The organism is Isoptericola sp. NPDC056134 (assembly GCF_042264825.1).
Classification (GTDB): Bacteria; Actinomycetota; Actinomycetes; order Actinomycetales; family Cellulomonadaceae; genus Isoptericola; species Isoptericola nanjingensis.
In genome coordinates this window covers 156,261-177,884 of the sequence record NZ_JBHJVM010000007.1, presented here as the reverse complement: position 1 = coordinate 177,884, position 21,624 = coordinate 156,261, and the positions used below count along the sequence as shown (strand labels likewise).

The 21,624-nt window shown below is 70.4% G+C and carries 16 protein-coding genes; 8 read left to right on the top strand and 8 right to left on the bottom strand.

All coding sequences use genetic code 11. The features are described from left to right. Positions 1 to 8 precede the first annotated feature (8 nt). The 3 genes from wecC to ACFCZN_RS09470 are packed head-to-tail and all read left to right on the top strand — an operon-like array spanning position 9 to position 6,216. A complete protein-coding gene (gene wecC / locus ACFCZN_RS09480; RefSeq protein ID WP_430556606.1) occupies positions 9 to 1,259 on the top strand; it encodes a UDP-N-acetyl-D-mannosamine dehydrogenase in 1,251 nt (416 codons plus the stop codon). Continuing rightward, on the top strand, positions 1,256 to 3,439 hold the full coding sequence (locus ACFCZN_RS09475; RefSeq protein WP_430556605.1) for a glycosyltransferase: 2,184 nt from the start codon (positions 1,256 to 1,258) through the stop codon (positions 3,437 to 3,439). The genes wecC and ACFCZN_RS09475 overlap by 4 nt, the downstream gene beginning before the upstream one ends. Next, positions 3,436 to 6,216, top strand: a complete 2,781-nt coding sequence (locus ACFCZN_RS09470; RefSeq protein WP_430556604.1) for a heparinase II/III family protein — start codon at positions 3,436 to 3,438, stop codon at positions 6,214 to 6,216. The genes ACFCZN_RS09475 and ACFCZN_RS09470 overlap by 4 nt, the downstream gene beginning before the upstream one ends. A 62-nt stretch (positions 6,217 to 6,278) precedes the next feature. Here the strand turns inward: ACFCZN_RS09470 and ACFCZN_RS09465 are convergent, their stop codons facing one another. From ACFCZN_RS09465 to ACFCZN_RS09450, 4 genes are read right to left on the bottom strand one after another with little or no spacing between them, the layout of a single operon-like run. Then, a complete protein-coding gene (locus ACFCZN_RS09465) occupies positions 6,279 to 7,952 on the bottom strand; it encodes a DUF6270 domain-containing protein (protein ID WP_430556603.1) in 1,674 nt (557 codons plus the stop codon). Further along, complete coding sequence (wecB, locus tag ACFCZN_RS09460) at positions 7,949 to 9,091, bottom strand: non-hydrolyzing UDP-N-acetylglucosamine 2-epimerase (protein ID WP_430556602.1); 1,143 nt, start codon at positions 9,089 to 9,091, stop codon at positions 7,949 to 7,951. The genes ACFCZN_RS09465 and wecB overlap by 4 nt, the downstream gene beginning before the upstream one ends. 23 nt (positions 9,092 to 9,114) lie before the next feature. Next, positions 9,115 to 10,071: an ABC transporter ATP-binding protein gene (locus ACFCZN_RS09455; protein WP_430556601.1), complete on the bottom strand. Its 957-nt coding sequence runs from the start codon at positions 10,069 to 10,071 to the stop codon at positions 9,115 to 9,117. After that, positions 10,058 to 10,987, bottom strand: a complete 930-nt coding sequence (locus tag ACFCZN_RS09450; protein ID WP_430556600.1) for an ABC transporter permease — start codon at positions 10,985 to 10,987, stop codon at positions 10,058 to 10,060. Before ACFCZN_RS09450 ends, ACFCZN_RS09455 begins: the two co-directional genes overlap by 14 nt. A gap of 80 nt (positions 10,988 to 11,067) precedes the next feature. On the opposite strand from ACFCZN_RS09450, the gene ACFCZN_RS09445 reads away from it, so the two are divergent. Then, a complete protein-coding gene (locus ACFCZN_RS09445) occupies positions 11,068 to 12,381 on the top strand; it encodes a UDP-glucose dehydrogenase family protein (RefSeq protein WP_430556599.1) in 1,314 nt (437 codons plus the stop codon). A gap of 34 nt (positions 12,382 to 12,415) precedes the next feature. Then, positions 12,416 to 13,411 (top strand): dTDP-glucose 4,6-dehydratase, encoded by a 996-nt coding sequence (gene rfbB / locus ACFCZN_RS09440; RefSeq protein ID WP_430556598.1) that lies wholly within the window; start codon positions 12,416 to 12,418, stop codon positions 13,409 to 13,411. A 13-nt stretch (positions 13,412 to 13,424) separates the two neighbouring features. Here rfbB and ACFCZN_RS09435 read toward each other — a convergent pair whose 3' ends face one another. Next, the gene (locus tag ACFCZN_RS09435; protein ID WP_430556597.1) at positions 13,425 to 14,042 is read right to left on the bottom strand and encodes a dTDP-4-dehydrorhamnose 3,5-epimerase family protein; all 618 of its coding nucleotides are present in this window, start codon (positions 14,040 to 14,042) and stop codon (positions 13,425 to 13,427) included. A gap of 59 nt (positions 14,043 to 14,101) precedes the next feature. Between ACFCZN_RS09435 and rfbD the strand changes: the two genes are divergently transcribed. After that, positions 14,102 to 14,989 carry a dTDP-4-dehydrorhamnose reductase gene (gene rfbD / locus ACFCZN_RS09430; protein WP_430556596.1) on the top strand — a complete coding sequence of 296 codons (888 nt, stop codon included), beginning with the start codon at positions 14,102 to 14,104 and terminating at the stop codon, positions 14,987 to 14,989. Positions 14,990 to 15,010: 21 nt separating this feature from the next. Here the strand turns inward: rfbD and rfbA are convergent, their stop codons facing one another. Genes rfbA through ACFCZN_RS09415 form a run of 3 tightly spaced genes read right to left on the bottom strand, consistent with a single transcriptional unit; the run spans position 15,011 to position 18,923 of the window. Next, positions 15,011 to 15,874, bottom strand: a complete 864-nt coding sequence (rfbA, locus tag ACFCZN_RS09425; RefSeq protein WP_429764347.1) for a glucose-1-phosphate thymidylyltransferase RfbA — start codon at positions 15,872 to 15,874, stop codon at positions 15,011 to 15,013. A gap of 29 nt (positions 15,875 to 15,903) precedes the next feature. After that, positions 15,904 to 17,568, bottom strand: a complete 1,665-nt coding sequence (locus ACFCZN_RS09420; RefSeq protein WP_430556595.1) for a glycosyltransferase family 4 protein — start codon at positions 17,566 to 17,568, stop codon at positions 15,904 to 15,906. Continuing rightward, a complete protein-coding gene (locus ACFCZN_RS09415) occupies positions 17,565 to 18,923 on the bottom strand; it encodes a glycosyltransferase family 4 protein (RefSeq protein WP_430556594.1) in 1,359 nt (452 codons plus the stop codon). The genes ACFCZN_RS09420 and ACFCZN_RS09415 overlap by 4 nt, the downstream gene beginning before the upstream one ends. A gap of 76 nt (positions 18,924 to 18,999) precedes the next feature. Between ACFCZN_RS09415 and ACFCZN_RS09410 the strand changes: the two genes are divergently transcribed. Both ACFCZN_RS09410 and ACFCZN_RS09405 read left to right on the top strand, forming a co-directional pair. Next, complete coding sequence (locus ACFCZN_RS09410; protein ID WP_430556593.1) at positions 19,000 to 20,040, top strand: LCP family protein; 1,041 nt, start codon at positions 19,000 to 19,002, stop codon at positions 20,038 to 20,040. 4 nt (positions 20,041 to 20,044) lie between these two features. Then, on the top strand, positions 20,045 to 21,517 hold the full coding sequence (locus ACFCZN_RS09405) for a DUF4434 domain-containing protein (protein WP_430556592.1): 1,473 nt from the start codon (positions 20,045 to 20,047) through the stop codon (positions 21,515 to 21,517). The last annotated feature ends 107 nt before the right edge of the window (positions 21,518 to 21,624 follow it).

The following is a 21,624-nucleotide window of genomic DNA, read 5'->3' as shown; positions in this document are numbered from 1 at the left end:
AATGGGCAATGGAGATCAACACCGTCTGCGTGATCGGCCTGGGCTACATCGGGCTTCCGACCGCAGCCATCCTGGCGTCCAAGGACGTGAAGGTGATCGGCGTGGACGTGAAGCCGTCCAACGTCGAGGCCATCAACCGGGGTGACGTCCCCTTCGTCGAGCCCGACCTGGCGACCTACGTCGCCGGCGCCGTCCAGCAGGGCACCCTGCGCGCGACAGACACGCCCGAGCCCGCGGACGCATTCATCGTCGCCGTGCCCACGCCGTTCCAGGGCGACCACGAGCCGGACCTGTCCTACATCGAGGCGGCCGCCAAGGCCCTGGCCCCGCAGCTGCGCGGCGGCGAGCTCCTCATCCTCGAGTCGACGTCGCCTCCTGGCGCGACCCGCAAGATGGCCGAGTGGGTGCTCGAGGCCCGCCCCGACCTCTCCCTGGACGGCGCTGACGGGCGCCCGCAGATCCACGTGGCGCACTGCCCGGAGCGCGTGCTGCCAGGTCGCGTCATGATCGAGCTGGTCACCAACGACCGCATCGTCGGCGGCCTCACGCCCGAGGCGGCCCAGATGGCGAAGGAGCTGTACGCCATCTTCTGCCAGGGGGAGATCCTGCTCACCGACGCCGTGACCGCCGAGATGGCGAAGCTGGTCGAGAACTCGTTCCGCGACGTCAACATCGCCTTCGCCAACGAGCTCTCCCTCATCGCCGACAAGCTCGACATCGACGTGTGGGAGCTCATCCGCCTGGCGAACCACCACCCGCGCGTGAACATCCTGCAGCCCGGCCCGGGCGTGGGCGGCCACTGCATCGCCGTGGACCCCTGGTTCATCGTCGACGCCGACCCTGAGCAGGCCCGCCTCATCCGCACCGCGCGCGAAGTCAACGACAGCAAGCCGCAGTGGGTCATCGACCAGGTCGTCGCCGCCGCCGAGCGGATCGAGTCGCCGACCATCGCCGCCCTTGGTCTCGCGTTCAAGGCCGACATCGACGACCTGCGCGAGTCGCCCGCGCGCCGCATCGTCGCCGACCTGGCTGATCGGCTTCCGGATGCTCGCGTAGCCGTGGTAGAACCGCATATCGAGGACCTTCCCCCGGAACTGACGAACCGACACAACGTCGAGCTCACGGAACTTGACTCTGCCCTGGTCGTTGCAGACGTCGTCGTGGTCCTGGTCGACCACACCGAGTTCAAGAACTCTGACGCCCGGGCACTCAACCCCGAGGGCAGGACGATCGTGGATACCCGGGGGATCTGGGGATGAGCCACGTGAAGAGCAGCATCCGCGAACGCCTCCTGAACCGCATTGCGTGGTCGCGGCTCGGCGCGTCGATCGTCCGTCGGCGGACCGCGGTCACGCCGGAGAGCGACGGGCGACCAGAGGCGGTCTCGCTCAAGGAGGACGCGACAGCGGCATGGCAAGAGGGGAGAAAAGTCGAGGCCATCGATCTGCTGCGGCGTTCCCTCCTCGTTGATCCGTCGTCGTCGGGCAGGTGGTTGCTCAGTTCGCAGTGGCTGCTGGAAACCAAGCAGCCAGCAGTCGCCTTTGCCTCGATCTTGAACGCGCTCGACTCCAACCCCGCCAACTTGATGGCTCTGGAGCTGTTCTACGACATGACCCGCCAACGACCTCGCGGCCGAGCGATGTTCGCGAGAGCGTTGGACCGGCTGGCCCTCGCGGTGCCGGAACGCCCCGAAGCCCAGCGCGGAGCGCTCGACTTCGCGGTCGCGCACAGGCACTTACAGCTGCTGTCAGCGCTGAGTGCTAGTGCGGATCCGTTTGTCGGGCTCGTCTTGGCGCTTGAGGCGGGCGAGCGTGGGCAGGGGTACACGGCCCGCTCCATCGACGAGGTCGAAGCCCTGCTGAGCACGCGTGAGCGGGCCGTGGCCCGCGGGGTGCACGCGCTCGCACGAGGTCGTATGGCTGCGGCGCGGGCCTCGCTGATCTCTGTCGAACCGTCCGTATACCCGCTGGATTCCCTCCGGCGAGCGGTCCGGCGAGCGGCCGCGCAGGAGAAGCACGGGCAGACGGCTGCTGCCCTCCGTCTCTTCCTGGCGGCCAAGCCGGACGACGCTTGGGCCATTCGCAAGCTCGCGACGAGCGAGCAGCTCCACGCCACGGAGAGCGCGCACGCGTCGATCGTCCGCCGCGGCTATTCGTTCGGCACACGAACTCAAACCCCCGCCTACGATGCCGACCGCCGGACCGCCTTCTACCTCCTCCACAACTCCCTGCCCGAGACGTCGAACGGCTACGCGACGCGTTCCCACGGGCTGCTCTCAGGGATGGTGCGTGCAGGGTGGGGAATGGATGCCATGACCCGGCCGGGCTTCCCATTCGACCTGCCATCGTTCAACGACGTGGAAGTCTCGGAGAGCGTAATCGTCGATGACGTGCGGTACCGCCGCTTCACCGACGGCAATGTTCCCAAGGATCCCGTGACCGATTTCGTGCAGTTGTACACAAACGGTGTCGTCGCCCGCGCTCGCGAGTCGCACCCCTTCGTGATCCATGCCGCCTCCAACCATCTCAACGGGCTCGCCGCTGTCGAGGCCGGACGTGCTGTCGGCGTTCCATCGATCTACGAAGTGCGAGGGCTGTGGGAGGTGACCCGGGCTTCCCGGAACCCGGGATGGGAGGGGAGCGAGCGATACCAGCTGATGAAGCAGCTGGAGACGGACGCGGCCCGCAGCGCGGACGTCGTGCTCGCGATCACCGGGGCGCTGCGCACCGAGCTCATCGACCGTGGCGTGGACGAAGGGAAGATCGTCGTGGTGCCGAACGGTGTGGACTCTTCCCGCTTCGTGCCGGTCGCGCGGGACCTGGAACTCGCAGGCGAACTGGGTGTCCAGGGCAAGAGCATCATCGGATATGTGGGTTCAGTGCTCGACTATGAAGGGATCGGCCTGCTGATCGAGGCAGCCGCGGGACTGGCCTCCACACGAACCGACTTCCGCGTCCTGGTGGTGGGCGACGGTGCAGAGCGTGCGGAGTTCGAGAGGCTTGCGATCGAGCACGGGGTGCGAGACCTCGTGATCTTCACCGGGAGGGTTCCACATCACGAGGTGGAGCGGTACTACTCCCTGGTGGATATCGCACCGTTCCCTCGGCTCCCTCTACCCGTCACCGAGATGGTGTCGCCTCTGAAGCCGTTCGAGGCGATGGCCATGGGCAAGGCGGTCGTGGCATCGGACGTCCAGGCGCTCGCCGAGATCGTTGACGACGGCGTCACGGGCTTGCTCCACCGAAAGGGTGACGCGAGAGACCTGCAGGCCAAGCTCGAGATCCTTCTCGATCGGCCTGAACTGGTTCGTTCGCTCGGGGAAGCGGCCCTGCGCTGGGTGCGCACCGAACGTGACTGGTCGGTGATCGCGTCGAAGGTCAGCGAGGTCTATGAGCAGTTGGGTGGAAAGCGCGAAACCACCTCGGGCGAGGCGCGATGAACGGCGGCGGGATCGGGGCTGCGCTCGACGTTGCAGCGCGTCAGTCGGGCGGCGAGGGCTTCGCGCCACGCTCGGTCGACACTCAGTTGACGGCCGAGCTGCTGGCCGGTCAGATCGAGCTCAAGCCGCACCCCGCCTGGACGCTCCCTGAAACCCTCGGCTGGCGCGAGGACCCTTTCGGAGAGGTCAATTGGCAGGCGCAGTTTCATATGCTCCGTTGGTTGGACCCGCTCCGACGCAATGCCGCGAACGCTCCGCGCGGTAGGGAAATGTGGCTGCGTGTCGCTCGGAGCTGGGCGCACGCCAACATCGACGAACCCTGCACCCGTTGGGAGACGGAAGGCATGGTCGCCGGTATCCGCGCGATTGCCCTCACCCTGGGGATCCCCCTGGCGGAGAACCCGGATTGGATTCTCGAGGCGCTGGAACGTCACGTCGACTGGTTGTCCGACGAGCGCCACACGTCGATAGGCAACCATGCGCTGTGGCAGATCACTGGACTCTTCGTGGCCGCGAGCGCGCTTGGACGCGTGAGCGTCCAGCAGTCCGCTGCCGACCGTCTTGAGCATCACGTCCTGGCCGAGTACGACGACGATGGGGTCAACGCCGAGGGCGCGCTCGCGTACCACCTCAACAACTATCGCTGGACGACCGACGCCATCCGGAGGTTCGAGCTCGAGGGCTTCCAGCTGTCCGAGGCGCGGCGGCGGCTGGACGGGGCACTCCACGAGATCGTTCACGCGACGCGGCCTGACGGGTTGCTCGAGACGATCGGGGACACCGCGGCGACGAGGCTTGTCGGCGTGCGCTCGCCCGAGGTCGACTACATTTTCTCGAACGGACAGCGCGGGACACCTCCGCAGGATGTGTCTGCTGCCTTCCGGGCGGGCTACGCCTTCGGGCGGACCGGTTGGGGCGAGACCAGACGGGGGCTCGTCGACGAGACCTTCTATTCCGTCACCTGGGGACCCGCTGACCGCCTGCATGGTCACCAGGACGGTGGTTCGGTCACCTACTTCGCCGGCGGCGGCCCGGTGTTGATCGACGCCGGAAAGTACGGGTACAACAAGTCCGAGATGCGGGCCTACGTCAACTCGCGCCGTGCGCACAATGTGGTGGACCTGCCGGATCGTCGCTACGACCCACACACGGTGGTTCGCCTCGTCGCGAGTTCCGCGAGCGACGCCCATGACAGCTATCTGCTCGAGGACGATGGTTACGAAGGCGCCCACATCTCGCGCGCCGTTGTCTTCTCACGGCAGGACGAATGGCTGCTGCTGGTCGACCAGGTGGTGACCGACTCGCCGGGGACGGCGATCGTTCGGTGGCACGTCGACCCCCGGTTCGCGGTCCGTCTCGATGGACGACGTGCGGAACTCTCGTCACGTGCATCGTCCGGCTTCGAGATCGCATGGTCTGCCGACACCACTGGGGAAGTGGTGGCCGGGGCCAGGGAACCGATCGAGGGGTGGTCCGCTACCGGATGGAATCAGGCGGTCCCGGCGCCCGCCGTCCGGGTTCCTCTTGCGACCGACGGGTCACGTCACGCGACCCTTGTGTCTTCCGGAGCAGACGGCACCAGCATCGGGGCCGTCGAGGAGAGTGCGAACGGCGCGGTGATCGAGGTGCGCACCGCCGGGGGCAGCGCGTGGGTCGTTCTACGCGATGGCAGGGCGCCGGAGGTGTCCTCGGTCTACCCCAGCGGGTGGGAGGACGCCGCCTCGGATGTCGAGGCCCGGACGGTCCTCGACGCCACTGCCGAGACGGCGCTGGCGGCGGAGACTCTGTGTACAGACCTCCTAGCGACGGTAGGGCTGGACAAGGAGAGCCGACAAAGGGGGGCCGTAGCAGCGATCGGCAAGGCACGCGAGATCGGGCTCACTCGGTCGTGGGACTACGGGCTCGGGTCGGTCCTCGCGGATATCGGTGAGCCGAACACATGGTTCGCCGCGCGCAGGCCGTCGTTGCTGACCGACGAGCTTGAGTACCGGGGCAAGACGTATCCCGTGGCCCACTTCTCGGTAGGCGATCCTCTCCGCCTCGAGGACCGACCGACGGTCCACACTTTCGGCACCGGGCCGACGGTGCTTTCGGGGCTCTTCCTCCCCGCGGACGGGAACGTGCTCTTCGTCGGCTTCGCCGGAGCCGTCGACCGAGGACGGACGTCGTTACCTCTGTTCCAGGGTGGCGCGCTGCACGCGTCGCTCCCCGGCCCGTCTGTGCTCTTCTCCGACCCTACTCTCGATCTTGATGCCGATCTCCGCCTGGGTTGGTACCTGGGCACGTCGAGCGTGGACGTCCACGGGGTCATCGCCGAGACGGTGCGTCGCTACATGGCCGCTGCGGCGACCACGAAGGTCGTTCTCGTCGGCGGATCGGGAGGTGGTTTTGCAGCGCTCCAAGTGGCGGCACGGCTCGAGGGCGCTGCTGTCGTCGCATTCAGCCCCCAGTCCTCCGTGAACGACTACCACCCGCGGTTCCGCGACCATGCACTGCGTGCGGTCTTTGGGACACCCGGACCTCGGCGCGAAGACGAGGAGAGGCTCGACCTCGTCGCTCGCTTTCGCTCGCGGCCGGTCGACGCACGAGTCTGGTACGTGCAGAACTCTGGCGACCGGTTCCACGTCGACCGTCATGCGCGCCCCTTTGTCGAGTCGCTCGAGTCGTCAAACTTCAAGGGGACGCTCGAGTACCTGGAGATGGCGATGGGTGAAGGTCATGTGAGTCCGACCCGAGACACGTACCTGGAATACGTGGAGCGCGCAGCGAGATCTTGAGCGACTGGGCGGCCCTCCTCGGTGTCCCGGCCGCAGCGAGGTGGCCGGGACACCCTTCGGAGTCAGGAGGTGCGTGGCGAGGTCAGCTCTTGGATCATCTGGTCGAGGTCGTGCCACTCGGGAAGCTCTCGGCCCACCAGACCCTCGACGAACGACACCTCGGAGCGGTACAGCTCGAACAACGCGCCGATCTCCTGCTCGGTGACGGTGCGTCGTGCCTGGAAAGGCCTGAGCCAGGGCTTGGTGGGCACGGAGGACTTCAAGTTGACCTCGTCCCAGTACCCCTCGGGTATCCGAAGACCGAGCGTGTCGAGGGCTTTGGTGAGTTCTCCGCGCGGATCGTTGATGAGATCGTCGTAGAGGAGGACGTGGAGCTGCCGTTCGCCGAGCACCGACGCCCAGTGCTCGTAGTGGCGGCGATAGAACCCCAGGTCGACGACCCCCAGGTTCTTGGGGACCCGGAACACTCCGGTGGAGAGATCGAACCTCCCGAGCGAGAAATGATGCCAGTAGGCCGCCATTGCGCGAGATACGGGCTCTCGTAGTGTGATGAACACCGGGATATCGCGGTCAAGGTGTGCGAGGACGTTCGCGGGAGTGTTCGGCCGCTGCGGCCCGAAGATCTTGTCGACCGAGTGCCAGAAGTAGTCGACGGTGCAGTCGCCGCGCCATCGCGCCTGCTGTCCTGGCTCGTACGCCTTCAGGTATTCGTGTCCTTCGGAAGGATCGTCGAAGCGGGCGGGCCTGTTGTAATAGTTGGTGCCCTTGCCCCTCGTGACGACAAAGACTTCAGGGTGGACGTCGAGCTGCCTGCCCAGCCACTCCGCTCCGGCCTGCTGCGTACCGGCAATGAGGAAGTTCGGGGGCTTCGGCGCAGGCTTCTCCGCTTGAACCACGGATGTAGGCGCTGAACTCCTGGTGCGCCCCGACCGAGAGCCATGCGATACGTCCGCAATGTCGACTGCGTCGTCGAGCCGCTCGTTCCGACGTTGGTGAGGGTGGCGTCCGGGGCTGCCGACGATCTGTTCCACCAGACGCGTGTACACGTCCTCGGCATAGTGGAACGGCGCGTCTCCCCATGGGTGATGCGGACTTGAGGCGACCTCGTCAGGTTTGAGATCGATGACCTTCGCGCTTAGCGCCTGAGCGGCAATCTGCGCGTAGGCGTCGAAGATCGGGTTCGCGACAGCAGCAGTCATACCGAAGCTATCGGGCGTGCGCCGACCGGTGTCTGAGCTGTCCGCCCACGGCACGTTGAGCAGCACGATGGCGGCGTGCGGCATGTGCTGCCGGAAGAGCTCGCCGACGGCGGCGATCCCCTGCGACCAGTACTGGAGATGTTGGTCGCTTCCGAAGGCTAGATGCTGAGAGCCCTGGGGAAGTGCCGACTCGGCACCAGACTGGATGAGCTCGACCGAGCGTGTGACCACAGAACCGTCGGGGAGGACGTAGGTGCCGAGCCGTTCGTCGGTGAGGTCGACAAGCACGAGGTCGGTCTCGTGAGCGGCATCGCGGATCAGCGCCGGCAGGTTGGACGTGAAATCCCCGGCGACCATCCGCTGTTGGAAGGGCGACTCGAGCGTCGGCGGTTCGACCATGGTGACGGGTCGCGTGTAGGCGCTGAGTGCCGACTGGCGCGCGACGTACTGGACGAGCTCGAACTGGGCGGCGTCGAAGTACTCGAACGTGTCCCTCGAGACGCATGAACCGTAGATGAAGACGCGGTGCTTGGTCATCGCGTGGCGCCGACCCGCCAGTCCGCTGGGCGACGACCACGGCCGAGCAAGTGGCAGATTGCATCGACCGCGCGCGCGGCGCTCCAACCGTCGCCGTAGGGGTTCGTGGCCTGAGCCATCGACTCGTACGCAGACTGGTCCGTCAAGAGTTTCGTGACCTCGTCCACGATGCGCTCCTCGTCGGTACCGATGAGTTTCACCGTGCCTGCGTCGACCGCTTCGGGACGTTCCGTGTTCTCACGCATGACCAGAACGGGCTTGCCGAGGCTCGGTGCCTCCTCCTGGACGCCGCCGGAGTCGGTGAGCACCACCGTGGCGAGCGACAGCAGCCGCGTGAACTCGCCGTACGCCAACGGTTCCGTCACGGTGACGTTGTCGAGGCCGACGAGGTGAGGCAGCACAGCCTCGCGGACTACCGGGTTTCGGTGCGCGGGCAACACGACCTGCACGTCGGGGAAGACCTTCGCGAGGCGTGCGAGGGCTCGCCCGACGCCCTCCATCGCGCCGCCCCAGTTCTCGCGGCGGTGGGTGGTGACGAGGAGGATGCGGCTGCCGGAGTCAGCGAGCTCTTCTAGCGCGGGGTCGGAGAAGGGTGCCTTCTTCTCGACCGTCAAGAGCAGCGCGTCGATCACGGTGTTGCCGGTCACTAGAATGTCGTCGTCGGCGACGGACTCGCGCTGCAGGTTGGCCTTGCTCGTCGTGGTCGGGGCGAGGTGCAGCGTCGCGACCTGCGACGTGATCTTGCGGTTCGCCTCCTCGGGGAACGGAGACAAGATGTTCCCCGACCGGAGGCCGGCCTCGACGTGCACGACGGGAATGCCACGGTGGAACGCGGCCAGCGCGGCCGCGGTCGACGTCGAGGTGTCGCCCTGCACGATCACCGCGGCCGGCTTCTCGGCCTCCAGGACCGGGTCCAGGCGCTCGAGGACGCGCGCGACGATCGTCGAGAGCGATGCGCCGTGCTCGAAGATATCGAGGTCGTGGTCCGGGACGATCCCGAAGATCTCGTTGACCTGGTCCAGCATCTCGCGGTGCTGACCCGTGACGACGGTGATCGAGTCGAGAGCATCGCTCGCCTCGAGAGCCTTGATGACCGGCGCCACCTTGATGGCCTCGGGGCGGGTGCCGTACACCGTCATGATGCGCGGGCGCGTGGTAACCACTATTTCGTGTCTCCTTGGTTGCGGCGCCGCGACGACACCGGCGGCCTCACGTGACGGGAAGTGTATCGGCGGGAGGACCGCGCTTCCTCTACCCGGACGGTGGTCTGCTCGCGCTCGGTGAAAGCAGTCTCGATGATCTGTTTCGCCTCGTCCGGCTTGTCCTTGGCGATGGCCCAAGCCCACTTGCGGTAGCGCAGCGCGACGTCCTCGGCCGGACCGTCGAGCACCAGCCGCCCGTGATTGAGCCAGATGGCTCGGGTGCACGTCTCCTCGATGGTCTGCGCTGCGTGCGACACCAGGAACACCGTCCCGGCGCTCTTGCGGAGCCCCTGCATCCGGGCCTCGCTGCGCTCCTTGAAAGCGGCGTCGCCGGTGGCGAGGGCCTCGTCGATAAGGAGGATGTGCGGGTTGGATGCCGTCGCGATCGCGAAGCGCAGGCGGGCGCCCATGCCGGACGAGTACGTCTTCATCGGCAGGTAGATCGACTTGCCGAGACCCGCAAGCTCCTTGACCTCGGGGACGGCGGCCTCCGCCTGCGCCGGCGTCAGTCCCATGGCGAGGCAGCCCAGCCGGATGTTCTCCTCGCCCGAGAGGTCGGGCACGAGGGCAGCATTGACGCCGATGAGCACAGGCGTGCTCTCGGCGAGCACGCGCCCCTTGGCGGGATTCTCCAGCCCGGCGATGATCCGCAGCAAGGTGCTCTTGCCGGAGCCGTTCTGCCCGACGAGCCCGATCTGCTCGCCAGACTTCGCGACGAACGAGATGCCCGACAGGGCGCGCACCAGCACCTTGGGATCGTTGCCCAGCACGGTGCGCGCGGCTCGGACCACCGGATTGACGCGCCGCTTGCGCTCGGCGGCGTCCGTCGAGGGCACGCGATAGCGGACGCTGACGTCCTGCACAGCGACCGTGGCCTGGGCGAACGGGTCGGCGACGGCGAGGTCAGACGCGGCCATAGGACTCCTCCGCCCGCCAGAACACGAGGAACCCCACCACGAGCACACCCATCGACCAGGCACCGAGCCCGATCCACGTCGACATCGCCGGCACGACGCCGTAGAGCAAGGTGTCGCGCGCGGCGTCGAGCACCATGTACATCGGGTTCGCCTCCATGATCCCGACGATCCACGGGTAGTTCTCGAACCGTTCGATCGAGAAGAACACCGCCGAGCCGTACAGCCAGAACCGCATCAGCACACTGATGAGCTGGTTGAGGTCGGGCAGTGCGGCGGCTGCGCGTGCGAGCAGGAGAGCCAGCCCGGTGGTGAACAGGACCTGTAGCACGAGCACCGCTGGGAAAAGGGCGGCGGCTGGGGACCAATGCTCCTGCTCGGGCAGCGCCAGAATCAGCACGAACATGGCACCGAGGGTCGGAGCGAGGTTGAGGACGCCGCGCAGTACGACGGAGATCGGCAGAGACGCCCGGGGAAAGGTGAAGGCCCGGATGAGGTTGCGTCCGCTGGCGATGGACTTCGCGCCGCCGGACGCGCACTGGGTGGTGAACTGGAAGAGGAACACCCCGATGATGAGGTAGCCCAGGAAGTTGGGGATCCCGCCCTTGCCCCCGAGCACCAGACCGAAGATCAGGTAGTACGCCAACCCGTTGAGCATGGGATTGATGACCAGCCACGCCTGTCCGAGCAGCGTCTCGCGCGTGCCGCTGGTGACCTTGGCCCGCGCCTCGGCCCAGAGGAAGTGCCGCCGCTTCCACAGCTGCGCGAGGTAGGTGCGGATCGGGGGCCGGGCGCCCACCTGGGAGAGCCTGCCAGTGGAGACGACCTCGAGGGTGGAGGCCTGCTTGCCGAAGAGCTCGGCATACAGGTCGGCAGGGCGCGTCTCCGCGCCCTGGTGAACACCAGCCTCGTACGTCATCGCCCCGCATCCTAGAGTGAGCCCGGCGCGATGTGGCGCGCCTCAGTCCCTATGGACGCCTGGCGAAGGGCAGCAGTCGCATGCGCATCTCGGTGATCGGTCTGGGCTATCTCGGCGCGGTGCACGCGGCGAGCCTGGCCCATCTCGGGCACGACGTCGTGGGGGTCGACGTCGACGCCGAACGGGTGGACGCGCTGGTCGCGGGCAAGGCCCCGTTCTTCGAGCCGGGGCTGGACGACCTGTTGTCGCAGGTCACGGCCACAAAACGGCTGACGGTCTCGACCGACATGGCGGCCGTCGCGGGCTCGAAGGTGCACTTCGTGTGCGTCGGGACGCCGCAGCGGAAGGACAGCCCCGCGGCGGACCTCGCCTTTGTCGACGCCGCGGTCGGCGAGCTGGTCGAGCACCTCGGAGCGGGTGAAATCGTGGTGGGCAAGTCCACCGTCCCCGTGGGCACCGCGCAGCGCCTGGCGGGCGTCGTCGCGACGGCGCAACCCGGGGCGGTGCTCGCCTGGAACCCGGAGTTCCTGCGCGAAGGATTCGCCGTGCGGGACACACTGCACCCGGACCGGCTCGTCTACGGCGTGCCCGACGGCGCGGCGGGGGAGCGGGCCGTGGCCGCGCTCGACGCCGTCTTCGCCGGACCGCTCGCCGCGGGCGTGCCACGCATCGTCACGGACTACCCGACGGCCGAGCTGGTGAAGGTCGCCGCCAACTCGTTCCTCGCCACCAAGATCTCCTTCATCAACGCCATGGCAGAGCTGTGCGAGGTGGCGGGCGGTGACGTCGCGCGCCTCGCGGACGCGATCGGCCACGACGTGCGCATCGGGCGGCGCTTCCTCAACGCCGGCCTCGGCTTCGGCGGGGGCTGTCTGCCCAAGGACATCCGTGCGTTCCGTGCCCGCGCCGACGAGCTCGGTGCGGGCGACGCGGTCGCCTTCCTGGGCGAGGTGGACGCCATCAACGTGCGGCGCCGCACCCGCATGGTCGACCTGGCGTCCGAGGTGCTGGGCGGGATGGTCGACGGCGCGGAGGTCACGGTGCTCGGCGCCGCGTTCAAGCCCGACAGCGACGACGTCCGCGACTCGCCCGCCCTCGACGTCGCGACCCGCCTGTCCGAGCTGGGCGCGGTCGTCACGGTCCACGACCCGCAGGCCATCGACAACGCCCGCGCCAAGCAGCCGCACCTCCACTACGAGCGTGACCTGGAGGCCGCGCTCGCCGGCGCGGACGCCGTCCTCCTGCTCACGGAGTGGAAGCAGTACCGCGACCTCGACCCGGAGCGGGTGGGGACGCTCGTCGCGCAGCGCACGATCCTCGACGGACGGAACGCCCTGGACCGCGCCGCGTGGACCGGCAGCGGCTGGCAGTATCGTGCTCTCGGCCGGCGCTGAGCCGGTCGTCCCTCCACGGATGGGTTCAGGTCTCATGCGCGTTCTGGTCACCGGCGGCGCCGGGTTCATCGGGGCGAACTTCGTCCAGCAGACGGTGTCGGAGCGTCCGGACGCCGTGGTGACGGTGCTGGACGCGTTGACGTACGCCGGGGACCGGTCGTCGTTGGACCCGGTCGCGGACCGGGTGAGCTTCGTGCAGGGGTCGATCACCGACGCGGAGCTGGTGGACGGCCTGGTCGCGGACGCGGACGTCGTCGTGCACTTCGCCGCGGAGTCGCACAACGACAACTCGCTGACGGACCCGTCGCCGTTCGTGCAGACCAACGTGGTGGGCACGTTCACCCTGCTGGAGGCGGTGCGCCGCCACGGGGTGCGGTACCACCACATCTCGACGGACGAGGTGTACGGCGACCTGCCGCTGGAGGGCGACGAGAAGTTCACGCCGGCGACGCCGTACAACCCTTCGAGCCCGTACTCGTCGACGAAGGCCGGCTCCGACCTGCTGGTGCGCGCCTGGGTGCGCTCGTTCGGCATCGAGGCGACGATCTCGAACTGCTCGAACAACTACGGCCCGTACCAGCACGTGGAGAAGTTCATCCCGCGGCAGGTCACCAACCTCATCGACGGGATCCGGCCCCGCCTGTACGGGGCGGGGCTGAACGTGCGCGACTGGATCCACGTCCACGACCACAACACCGCCGTGTGGGCGATCATCGACCGCGGCCGCGTCGGGGAGACGTACCTCATCGGCGCCGACGGCGAGACGAACAACCTCGAGGTGGTCCGCACCCTGAACGAGCTGTTCGGGCGCGACGCGGACGACTTCGACCACGTCGCCGACCGGCCCGGGCACGACCTGCGCTACGCCATCGACGCCACGAAGCTGCGCACCGAGCTCGGCTGGACCCCGCAGTTCACCGACTTCCGCTCCGGCCTGGCCGCGACGGTCGCCTGGTACCGGGCGAACGAGGTCTGGTGGCGCCCCGCCAAGGCGGCCGTGGAGGCGAAGTACGCCCGCAGCGGCCAGTAGGGGCCGCGCGGCGTCAGGCGCGCAGCGACGCGAGGTAGTGCTGGACGCCGTCGAGGGTGGGCAGCAGACCCTGGGTCCTCGCCTCGGCGAGGCGGGGGGCGGCGGTGTCCTTGTCGGACAGCTGAGCCAGGAGGGGCGACCCGTCGCGCGCCGTCGTGGGCCACTCGATGCCGACCTCGGGGTCCAGGGGGTGGATGCCGTGCTCGTGGCCGGGGTCGTAGCCGGCGGAGCACAGGTAGAGCACGGTCGAGTCGTCCTCCAGGGACATGAACGCGTGCCCGAGACCCTCGCCCAGGTAGATGGCGCGGCGGTCGACGTCGTCGAGCAGGACGGAGTCCCACCGCCCGAAGGTGGGCGAGCCGACGCGGACGTCGACGACGACGTCGAGGACGGCGCCCTTCGCGCAGGTGACGTACTTCGCCTGGCCGGGCGGGACGTCGGCGAAGTGGATGCCGCGCAGCACGCCGGCGGCGGACACCGAGGCGTTGGCCTGCTGCAGGTCGAGCGGGTGGCCGACGGCGTCCGCGAACGGCCCGGCCTTGAACCACTCGAGGAAGACGCCGCGAGGGTCGCCGTGCTGCTGCGGGGTGATCTCGTAGGCGCCGGGGACGGCCAGCTCGCGGATCTGCACGGGGCGCTCCTTCGCGGGTCTCGGCCGGGTGTCGAGGATGGGGTGGCCCGTAGGATCCTATGGTGACCGAGACCACGACGGTGCCGCCAGCCACCCCCGCGTCCCGACGCTGGCTGGTCGTCGGCGCCGCGGGCATGCTGGGCACCGACCTCCTGGCTCGCCTCCGGGACGGCGGCGCGGACGTCGTCGGGCTGGGCCGGGCAGACCTCGACGTCACGGACGCCGACGCCGTCCTGGCCGCGGTGCGCGGGTCCGACGTCGTGGTCAACTGCGCGGCGTGGACGGCGGTCGACGACGCCGAGGCCCACGAGGACGACGCGTTCCGCGTCAACGCGACCGGGGCGGCGCACCTCGCGCGGGCCGCGCACCAGGAGGGTGCTCGCCTCGTGCAGGTGTCCACCGACTACGTGTTCGACGGCGCCGCGACCGCGCCCTACGCCGAGGACGCGCCGCTCGCGCCGGTGTCGGCGTACGGGCGCACCAAGGCCGCGGGGGAGTGGGCCGTGCGCGCGGAGGCGCCGGACCACCTGACCGTGCGCACGGCCTGGCTGTACGGGGCGCACGGGGGCTGCTTCCCCAGGACGATGGCGCGCCTGGGGGCCGAGAACGACCGCCTCGCGGTCGTGGACGACCAGGTCGGCCAACCCACCTGGACCCGTGACCTGGCCGACCTGATCGTCCGGCTCGTCGAGGCGGACGCCCCGGCGGGGACGTACCACGGCACGGCGTCGGGCCGGACGTCGTGGTTCGGGTTCACCCGCCGCATCCTCGCGTCCGCGGGCCTGACGACCCCGCTGGAGCCCACGACGTCCGACGCGTTCGTCCGCCCCGCACCGCGGCCGGGGTTCTCCGTGCTCGGCCACGGCGCCCTGGCGGCCGCCGGCGTCGCGCCCATCGGCGACTGGGCGGAGCGCTGGGACGCCGCCGCGGCCGAGGTGCTGGCCTGAGCCCGTCCGGTCGTCGGCGGGCTACTGCTCGAGCAACCCGAGCAGGTACGTGCCGTAGCCGGACTTGGTGAGCTTCTCGGCGCGCTCGCGGAGCTCGTCGTCCGACAGGAAGCCGCGCCGCCACGCGACCTCCTCGGGCGCGCCCACCTTGAGCCCCTGGCGGCGCTCGATCGTGCGGACGAAGTCGGACGCCTCCAGCAGGGAGTCGAACGTGCCGGTGTCGAGCCAGGCGGTGCCGCGCGGCAGCACCTCCACGTGCAGGTCCCCGCGCTCGAGGTAGGCGCGGTTGACGTCGGTGATCTCGTACTCGCCGCGCGGCGACGGTTCCAGGCCCTTGGCGATCTCGACCACGTCGTTGTCGTAGAAGTAGAGGCCGGGCACGGCGTAGCTCGACTTCGGCTGCGCCGGCTTCTCCTCCAGCGACACGGCGCGCCCGTCGGCGTCGAACTCGACCACGCCGTACGCCGTCGGGTCCGCGACCCGGTAGGCGAACACGGCGCCGCCGTCGACGGACGTGTACTTCTGCAGCTGATCGCCCAGCCCCTGCCCGTAGAAGATGTTGTCGCCCAGCACCAGCGCCGCGGCGTCCGACCCGATGAACTCCTCGCCCAGCACGAACGCCTGCGCCAGCCCGTTCGGCACCTGCTGCACCGTGTAGGAGATCGAGATGCCGAACTGCGACCCGTCGCCCAGCAGCCGACGGAACTGCTCGGCGTCGTGCGGCGTCGTGATCACCAGCACGTCGCGGATGCCCGCGAGCAGCAGCGTTGACAGTGGGTAGTAGATCATCGGCTTGTCGAAGACCGGTACCAGCTGCTTGCTCACCCCGAGGGTGATCGGGTGCAGCCGGGTGCCGCTGCCGCCGGCCAGGATGATTCCGCGCATCGTTGCCAGTCCCTCCGTCGGTGCGGTCCCTACGAGTGTGCCGTGATCCGCGCGTAGACGTCGGCGTAACGGCCGACGAGCCGCTCCCAGGTCCGCTCGGCGGCGACGTGCCGGCCGGCGTCGACGAGCGCGGCGCGGTGGTCGGCGTCGTCGAGCACGCGCGCGACGGCGTCGGCCCAGGCCTCGACGTCGTCGGGGGCCACGAGCACGCCGGCGGGCGCGCCGCCGCTCGCCCGCGAGGGCTCGAGCGGCGAGAGCACCTCGTCGAGCGCGGGCAGGTCGCTGGCGACGACCGGCCGCCCGAGGGCCATCGCCTCGACGGGCTTGAGCGGCGTGACGAGGCGCGTGACGCGGTCGGGGCGGCGCGGCACCAGCACGACGTCCAGGGCGGCGAGGTAGGTGCGCGCCACGTCCCGCGGCACCCGGCCGGGCAGGTGGGCGTGCTCGCCCAGCCCCAGCTCGCCGGCGAGCCGCAGGAGCCGCGGCCGGTCGACGCCGTCGCCCACGATCAGCGCGGACACGTCGACTCCGCGCGAGCGCAGCAGGGCGACCGTGCGCAGCACGGTGTCCAGGCCCTCGTAGCCGACGACGCTGCTCACGGTGCCGACGACGAACGGCGCGGTGCGCAGGCCCAGTGCGGAGCGCGCCTCGGCGGTCGACGGTGCGGGGCCCAGCGGCGCGGCGTCGACGGCGTTCGGCACCACGGTGATGCGCTCGGCAGGCACGCCACGTCCGACGAGCTCGTCGCGCATCGTGCCGCTGAGGGTGACGACGTGGTCGGCGGTGAGCGCGAGGTCCGTCTCGCGGGCGCGCAGCAGCGCGAACCGCTCCGAGGCGGCAGCGCGCTCGCGGCCCTCGGGCGTGGGGTGCGACGCGGCCCACGTCTCCTCCGGCAGCCCGCGCACCTCGTAGACCCAGGGCAGGCCGACCCGCGCGGCGGCGGCGCGGGCGGCGTCGCCCGTGGTCCACGGCGTGGTGGCGTGCACGACGGCGGGGCGCGCGGCGTCGAGGGTACGCGCCAGCAGGTCGACGCCGTCCGCGGCGCGGCGCCGGTGGTCGGCGGGCAGCGACCGCGGCACCAGGCGGCGGTACGTCACCCCGTCGACGACGTCCGCGCCGCGGGCGCCGAGCGCGCCGATCATCAGCGGGTAGCCCGCGCGGGTGGTCGCGGTGACGGGGTGACCCGCGGCGCGCTGCGCGGTGAGGATGGCGTGGGTGCGCAGCGTGTACCCGCTCTGCGTGTGCGGCAGCGAGTTGGTGAGGTGGTGGTGCACCGCGACGGGGGCGTGGGAACCGGCCGAGATTTCACCCGGTCCGGTTCGCGGCAATTTTTCACCCGCTCGCCCCGGGAAACCGTCCGCATCCCGAGACGAATCGGGGTCGGAGACGGTCTCGAGGTCCGCCACCTGCCCCAGCAGGGACGCCCGGACACGGCGCCCGGCACGCGTCGTCGCGGCGGCCGCGCGCAGAGCGGCCACGTCGCCGTCCTGCCACGCGGCACGCAGTCGACCGGCCTCCCCGGAGGTGCCGTCGCCCAGCGCCCGCTCCACCCACGGCACGACGACGGCGCTCACCCGGGCCGGGGTGCGCCGCGCCGCCTGGAGCACCAGCCACGCCGGGTCGGTGCGCAGCGCACCGCCCACGAAGGACGCCGCGAAGCGCGCGTTGCGGGCCAGCTCGCGCACGCGCGTCATCGGGCGTCCGGGTCGGTGAGCTCGTGCAGCAGGTCGAGGTACCGCGCGGCGAGCGTGTCGTCGTCCGCGTTCTGTGCCACCCACTCCGCTGCGCGCGGGTCGGCGACGGGTACGTCGCCGGACGCCGCCCAGCCCGACCACAGCCCGGTGAGCGCGTCGACGTCGCCGGGCGGGACCACGGAACCGGCGCCGGAGCGCTGCACCAGGGCGGCGGCCTCGCCGGCCACGCACGCGGTGGCGTACGCGCCCGACGCCATCACCTCGTAGAGCTTCGACGGCACCGTCCACTCCAGCGGCTTCCAGGCGCGCAGCGACACGACCACAGTGTCCGCCCAGGCGTAGTAGCGGCGGATCTCGTCGTGCGGCACGGACCCCACGAATGTCACCGGCGCGTCCAGCTCGGCCACCAGGTCCTCGAGGAACGGCACGCGCGCCCCCGCACCGACGATGCGGACGTCGAGCCGCAGGCCGCGCCGGGTCACCTGGGCCGCGGCGCGCACCACCGACTGCAGGTCCTGGGCGCGCCCCACCGTGCCCGCGTACACGACGCGCAGCGGCCGGGCTGGCGGGGCCCCGCCGTCGTCGGACAGGCCCGCGGCGTCGTCGGTGGTCAGGGGCTGGAACGACGTGCCGTTGCGCACGACGGCGACGCGGCGCACGCCCCGCTCGAGCAGCACCTGCGCGAACGTCTCGGTGGTCGTGACGACGGCGTCCGCGCGCGCCTGGAGCCGCGTCACCGCGCGATGCACGAGGGCGCGCGCCCCCGCGAGGGCGCGGGAGGTGGCGGAGCGTCGAGCGTCGAGCACGCCGCTGGGCTCGATGAGGTCGGGCCACGCGTCGCGCATCTCGATCACGAGGCGGGCGTGCAGGAGCCGTGCCAGCAGCCACGCGGCGAACATCGACGGGATGCCGGGCACGGTGCCGACCACGACGTCGGGCCGCTCGGCCCGCTGCCGGAAGTGCCGCAGGCCCAGTACGACGGCGCTCGCGGCCGCCACAGCCTGGTCCACCGTGCGCGACAGCAGGTCGGCGGCGTGCGGGCGGAACCGGGTGCGGACCACGCGCTCGCCGTGCCGGCCCAAGGAGACCGACCCCGGCCGGTGGTCGGCGGCCGCGTCCTGCAGCCGCCCGCTCGGGTAGTGCGGGGGAGGGGCGAGGACCGCGACGTCGACGCCCGCGTCCATGAGGCGCGGCGTCAACGTGTCCCACCGCCGCTGCGGGGCGCCGTGTTCCGGCGGGTAGTGGTGCGTGACCAGCAGCACGCGGGAGCGCTTCGACGACGACGTCGCCCCGGTGCCGTGCATGGTGCTGCCTCTCGTCTCGCTCGCCGTGCCCGCGGCTCTGCGGCGGCGCACCCGGCGAATGGTACGGCGGGAAGTCTCACGAGCGGAACACAACTTCTCCGTGACCGGGCCCGTAGGATCCCGCCCTGTGAGCCGAGCCGACGCCCCGTACCGCCACGCCCGCACCGAGGCGCGCCGCAGCCATCGCGCGCTGGCCGTCGTCGGGGTGCTGGTGCTCCTGCTCGCCGCCGGCGGCTTCGGCGCGGCGTGGTGGTTCCAGCACAGCCTGGACGGCAACATCGAGCGGATCGGCGACCCGTTCGCCGAGGTCTCGTCCCCGCCGGAGGCGGAGGAGGAGACCGAGGCGGTCAACCTGCTCGTGCTGGGCTCGGACAGCCGGATCTCCGCCGGCGACCCGGGGCAGTGGAAGGCCGGCGCGCAGCGCACCGACGCGATCATGCTGGTGCACCTCCCGGCGAACCGGAAGAGCGCCCAGGTGGTCTCGATCCCGCGCGACTCCTGGGTGCCGATCCCCGGGCACGGCGAGGCCAAGATCAACGCGGCCTTCTCCTACGGCGGCCCGTCGCTGATGATCCAGACGGTCCAGGACCTCACGGGCGTGAAGATCGACCACTTCGTGGTCACCGACTTCGAGTCCTTCACGTCGATGACGGACGCGCTCGACGGCGTGCGCATCCGCGTCCCGGAGGACATCGGCGACGGCAAGCAGGTCTTCTTCTCCAAGGGCGTCCACATGATGTCGGGCGAGGAGGCGCTGAAGTACACGCGCCAGCGCCACGGGCTGAACAACGGCGACTTCGGCCGCGTCCAGCGGCAGCAGAACTGGATGCGCGCCATCCTCGCCAAGGTCAACAACAACCGGAACGACGTCGGCATGATGAGCCAGTTCTTCACCACGGTGAGCAAGTCGGTCGCCGCGGACGACGGGTTCACCATCGACCGGATGCGCAACCTCTACATGAGCGCGCGCGGGCTGGCCACCAACGACGTCGACTTCATGACCGCGCCGTACTCCGGCACCGGCCGCAGCGACGACGGGCAGTCGATCGTCGTCCTCGACCGCGAGCGGTTCGACCCGCTGATGAAGGCGATCGCGAAGGACGAGGCGGGCAGCTACGTCAAGGAGCACGCCGACGACCTCGAGGTGCTCCCGGCCACCGTGAAGTAACCGGATGGCGTCGCCCGTCCCGCGTCCGTCCCCGGTTGCCGCCGTCCTGGCGGCGCTCGCCGTGCTGGTGGGGCTCGCCGCCTGCGGTCCGCCGCACGCCGGCTCCCCGGCGGGCGGGCCGGCGGCCTCGTCTGCCGCACCCGCGCCGTCCACGGCCCCGTCCACGGGTGCGTCCCCGAGCACGTCCCCCAGCGCGGCGCCGGTGTGCCCCGGGGGCGGGCGGCTGGACCGGCCCGACCGCGCCGTCCGCGCGTCCTCCGCCGTCACGGGCTGGTTCGTGCTCACCACCCCGGACCGCTGCGCGACGCGGGCCAAGGTCCAGGGGGCGTACGCGATCGGCGCGGACACCCTGGTGACGTTCGGCGCGGAGCTCACCCCGGCCTCGCCCGCCGACCTGCGCCCGGGCGCGGACGACGAGCGGTTCGCCGGCTTCGCCGTCGACGGCGAGGACGGGTACGACCACGCCGTCGCCCGCACCGGCGGGGGCACCGTCCGGCACGTCTACACGTACGCGGCGAAGGCGACGTTCGACGACGCCGCGATCTTCTGTCCCGGCCGCGACGGCCGGACGACGACGGCGCACGGCACGTTCACCTGGTGGCTGCTGCCGGTGGAGGGCGGGTACAGCGACTGCGACTCGCCGAGCCGCACGTACGACCTGGTGGTCGCGCACGCGGCGTCGGCGACGGACGCCGACTCGCTGCTCGTCGCCGACGCCGAGCGCTTCGGGATGTCGGTGTTCCTCGGCCTGCCGAAGCCGGCGCCCGACCCGGAGGCCCCGTACGTCGCCGACGACTCGTACACCCAGACGCTCGGCGGCTTCACGGCACGGGTGCTCGCGGGGTGGAACGCCCGGTACGGGACGCGCGACGCGTTCGCCGGCGTCTACCAGTCGCTCGAGACCGCCGTCTTCACCGACGAGGCCTCCTGGGCGCCGAACCTGCGGGTGTACGAGCTGCAGCACCGCATCGTCGGGTTCCGGCTGCCGCGCGACAAGCAGCGGGTGGTGGTCAGCCCCTATGCGGACCTGCGTCGTGACGGCGGCGTCCGGGTCGCGGCCGTGCGCCCGGCCCTGCAGCGGATCGCGGACACCGCGGCGGGATTGCGGATGGTGCTCGCCCCGCAGGACGGCGGCGGCACCGGGCGGGTCGGCGTCTTCGGGCCCGAGGACCGCGACCAGCCGGTGCGGGCGGACCTGCGCGGCATCGTCGGGGGGACGACGTACGGCGACGCGTACGCGGGCTCAACGGCGACGCTCTACGCGGAGGCGGCGAAGGTCCGTGGCGCGACCGTGTGGGCGAACGTCGAGGTGTTCCGGCCGCCGGGGCAGGTCGGCGACCGCGCGCCGAGCGACCTCGCGACCCTCGACCGCCAGGTCGCGCTGGCCCGCCCGCACGTTGAGAAGCTCATCGGCTACCGGTGGGACGACTACCTGGACGCCTCCGGCCTCGCCGAGGCGATCGCCGCCCGCGGCTGAGCCCCGAAGAGCGTTGTGGGGGGGGGGTTTGGTCCCCTTTTTTTTCGGAAAAAGAAAAAAACCCCACCCCCACAGAAAGGACAGAGAGGGCGGTACAACGGACAACA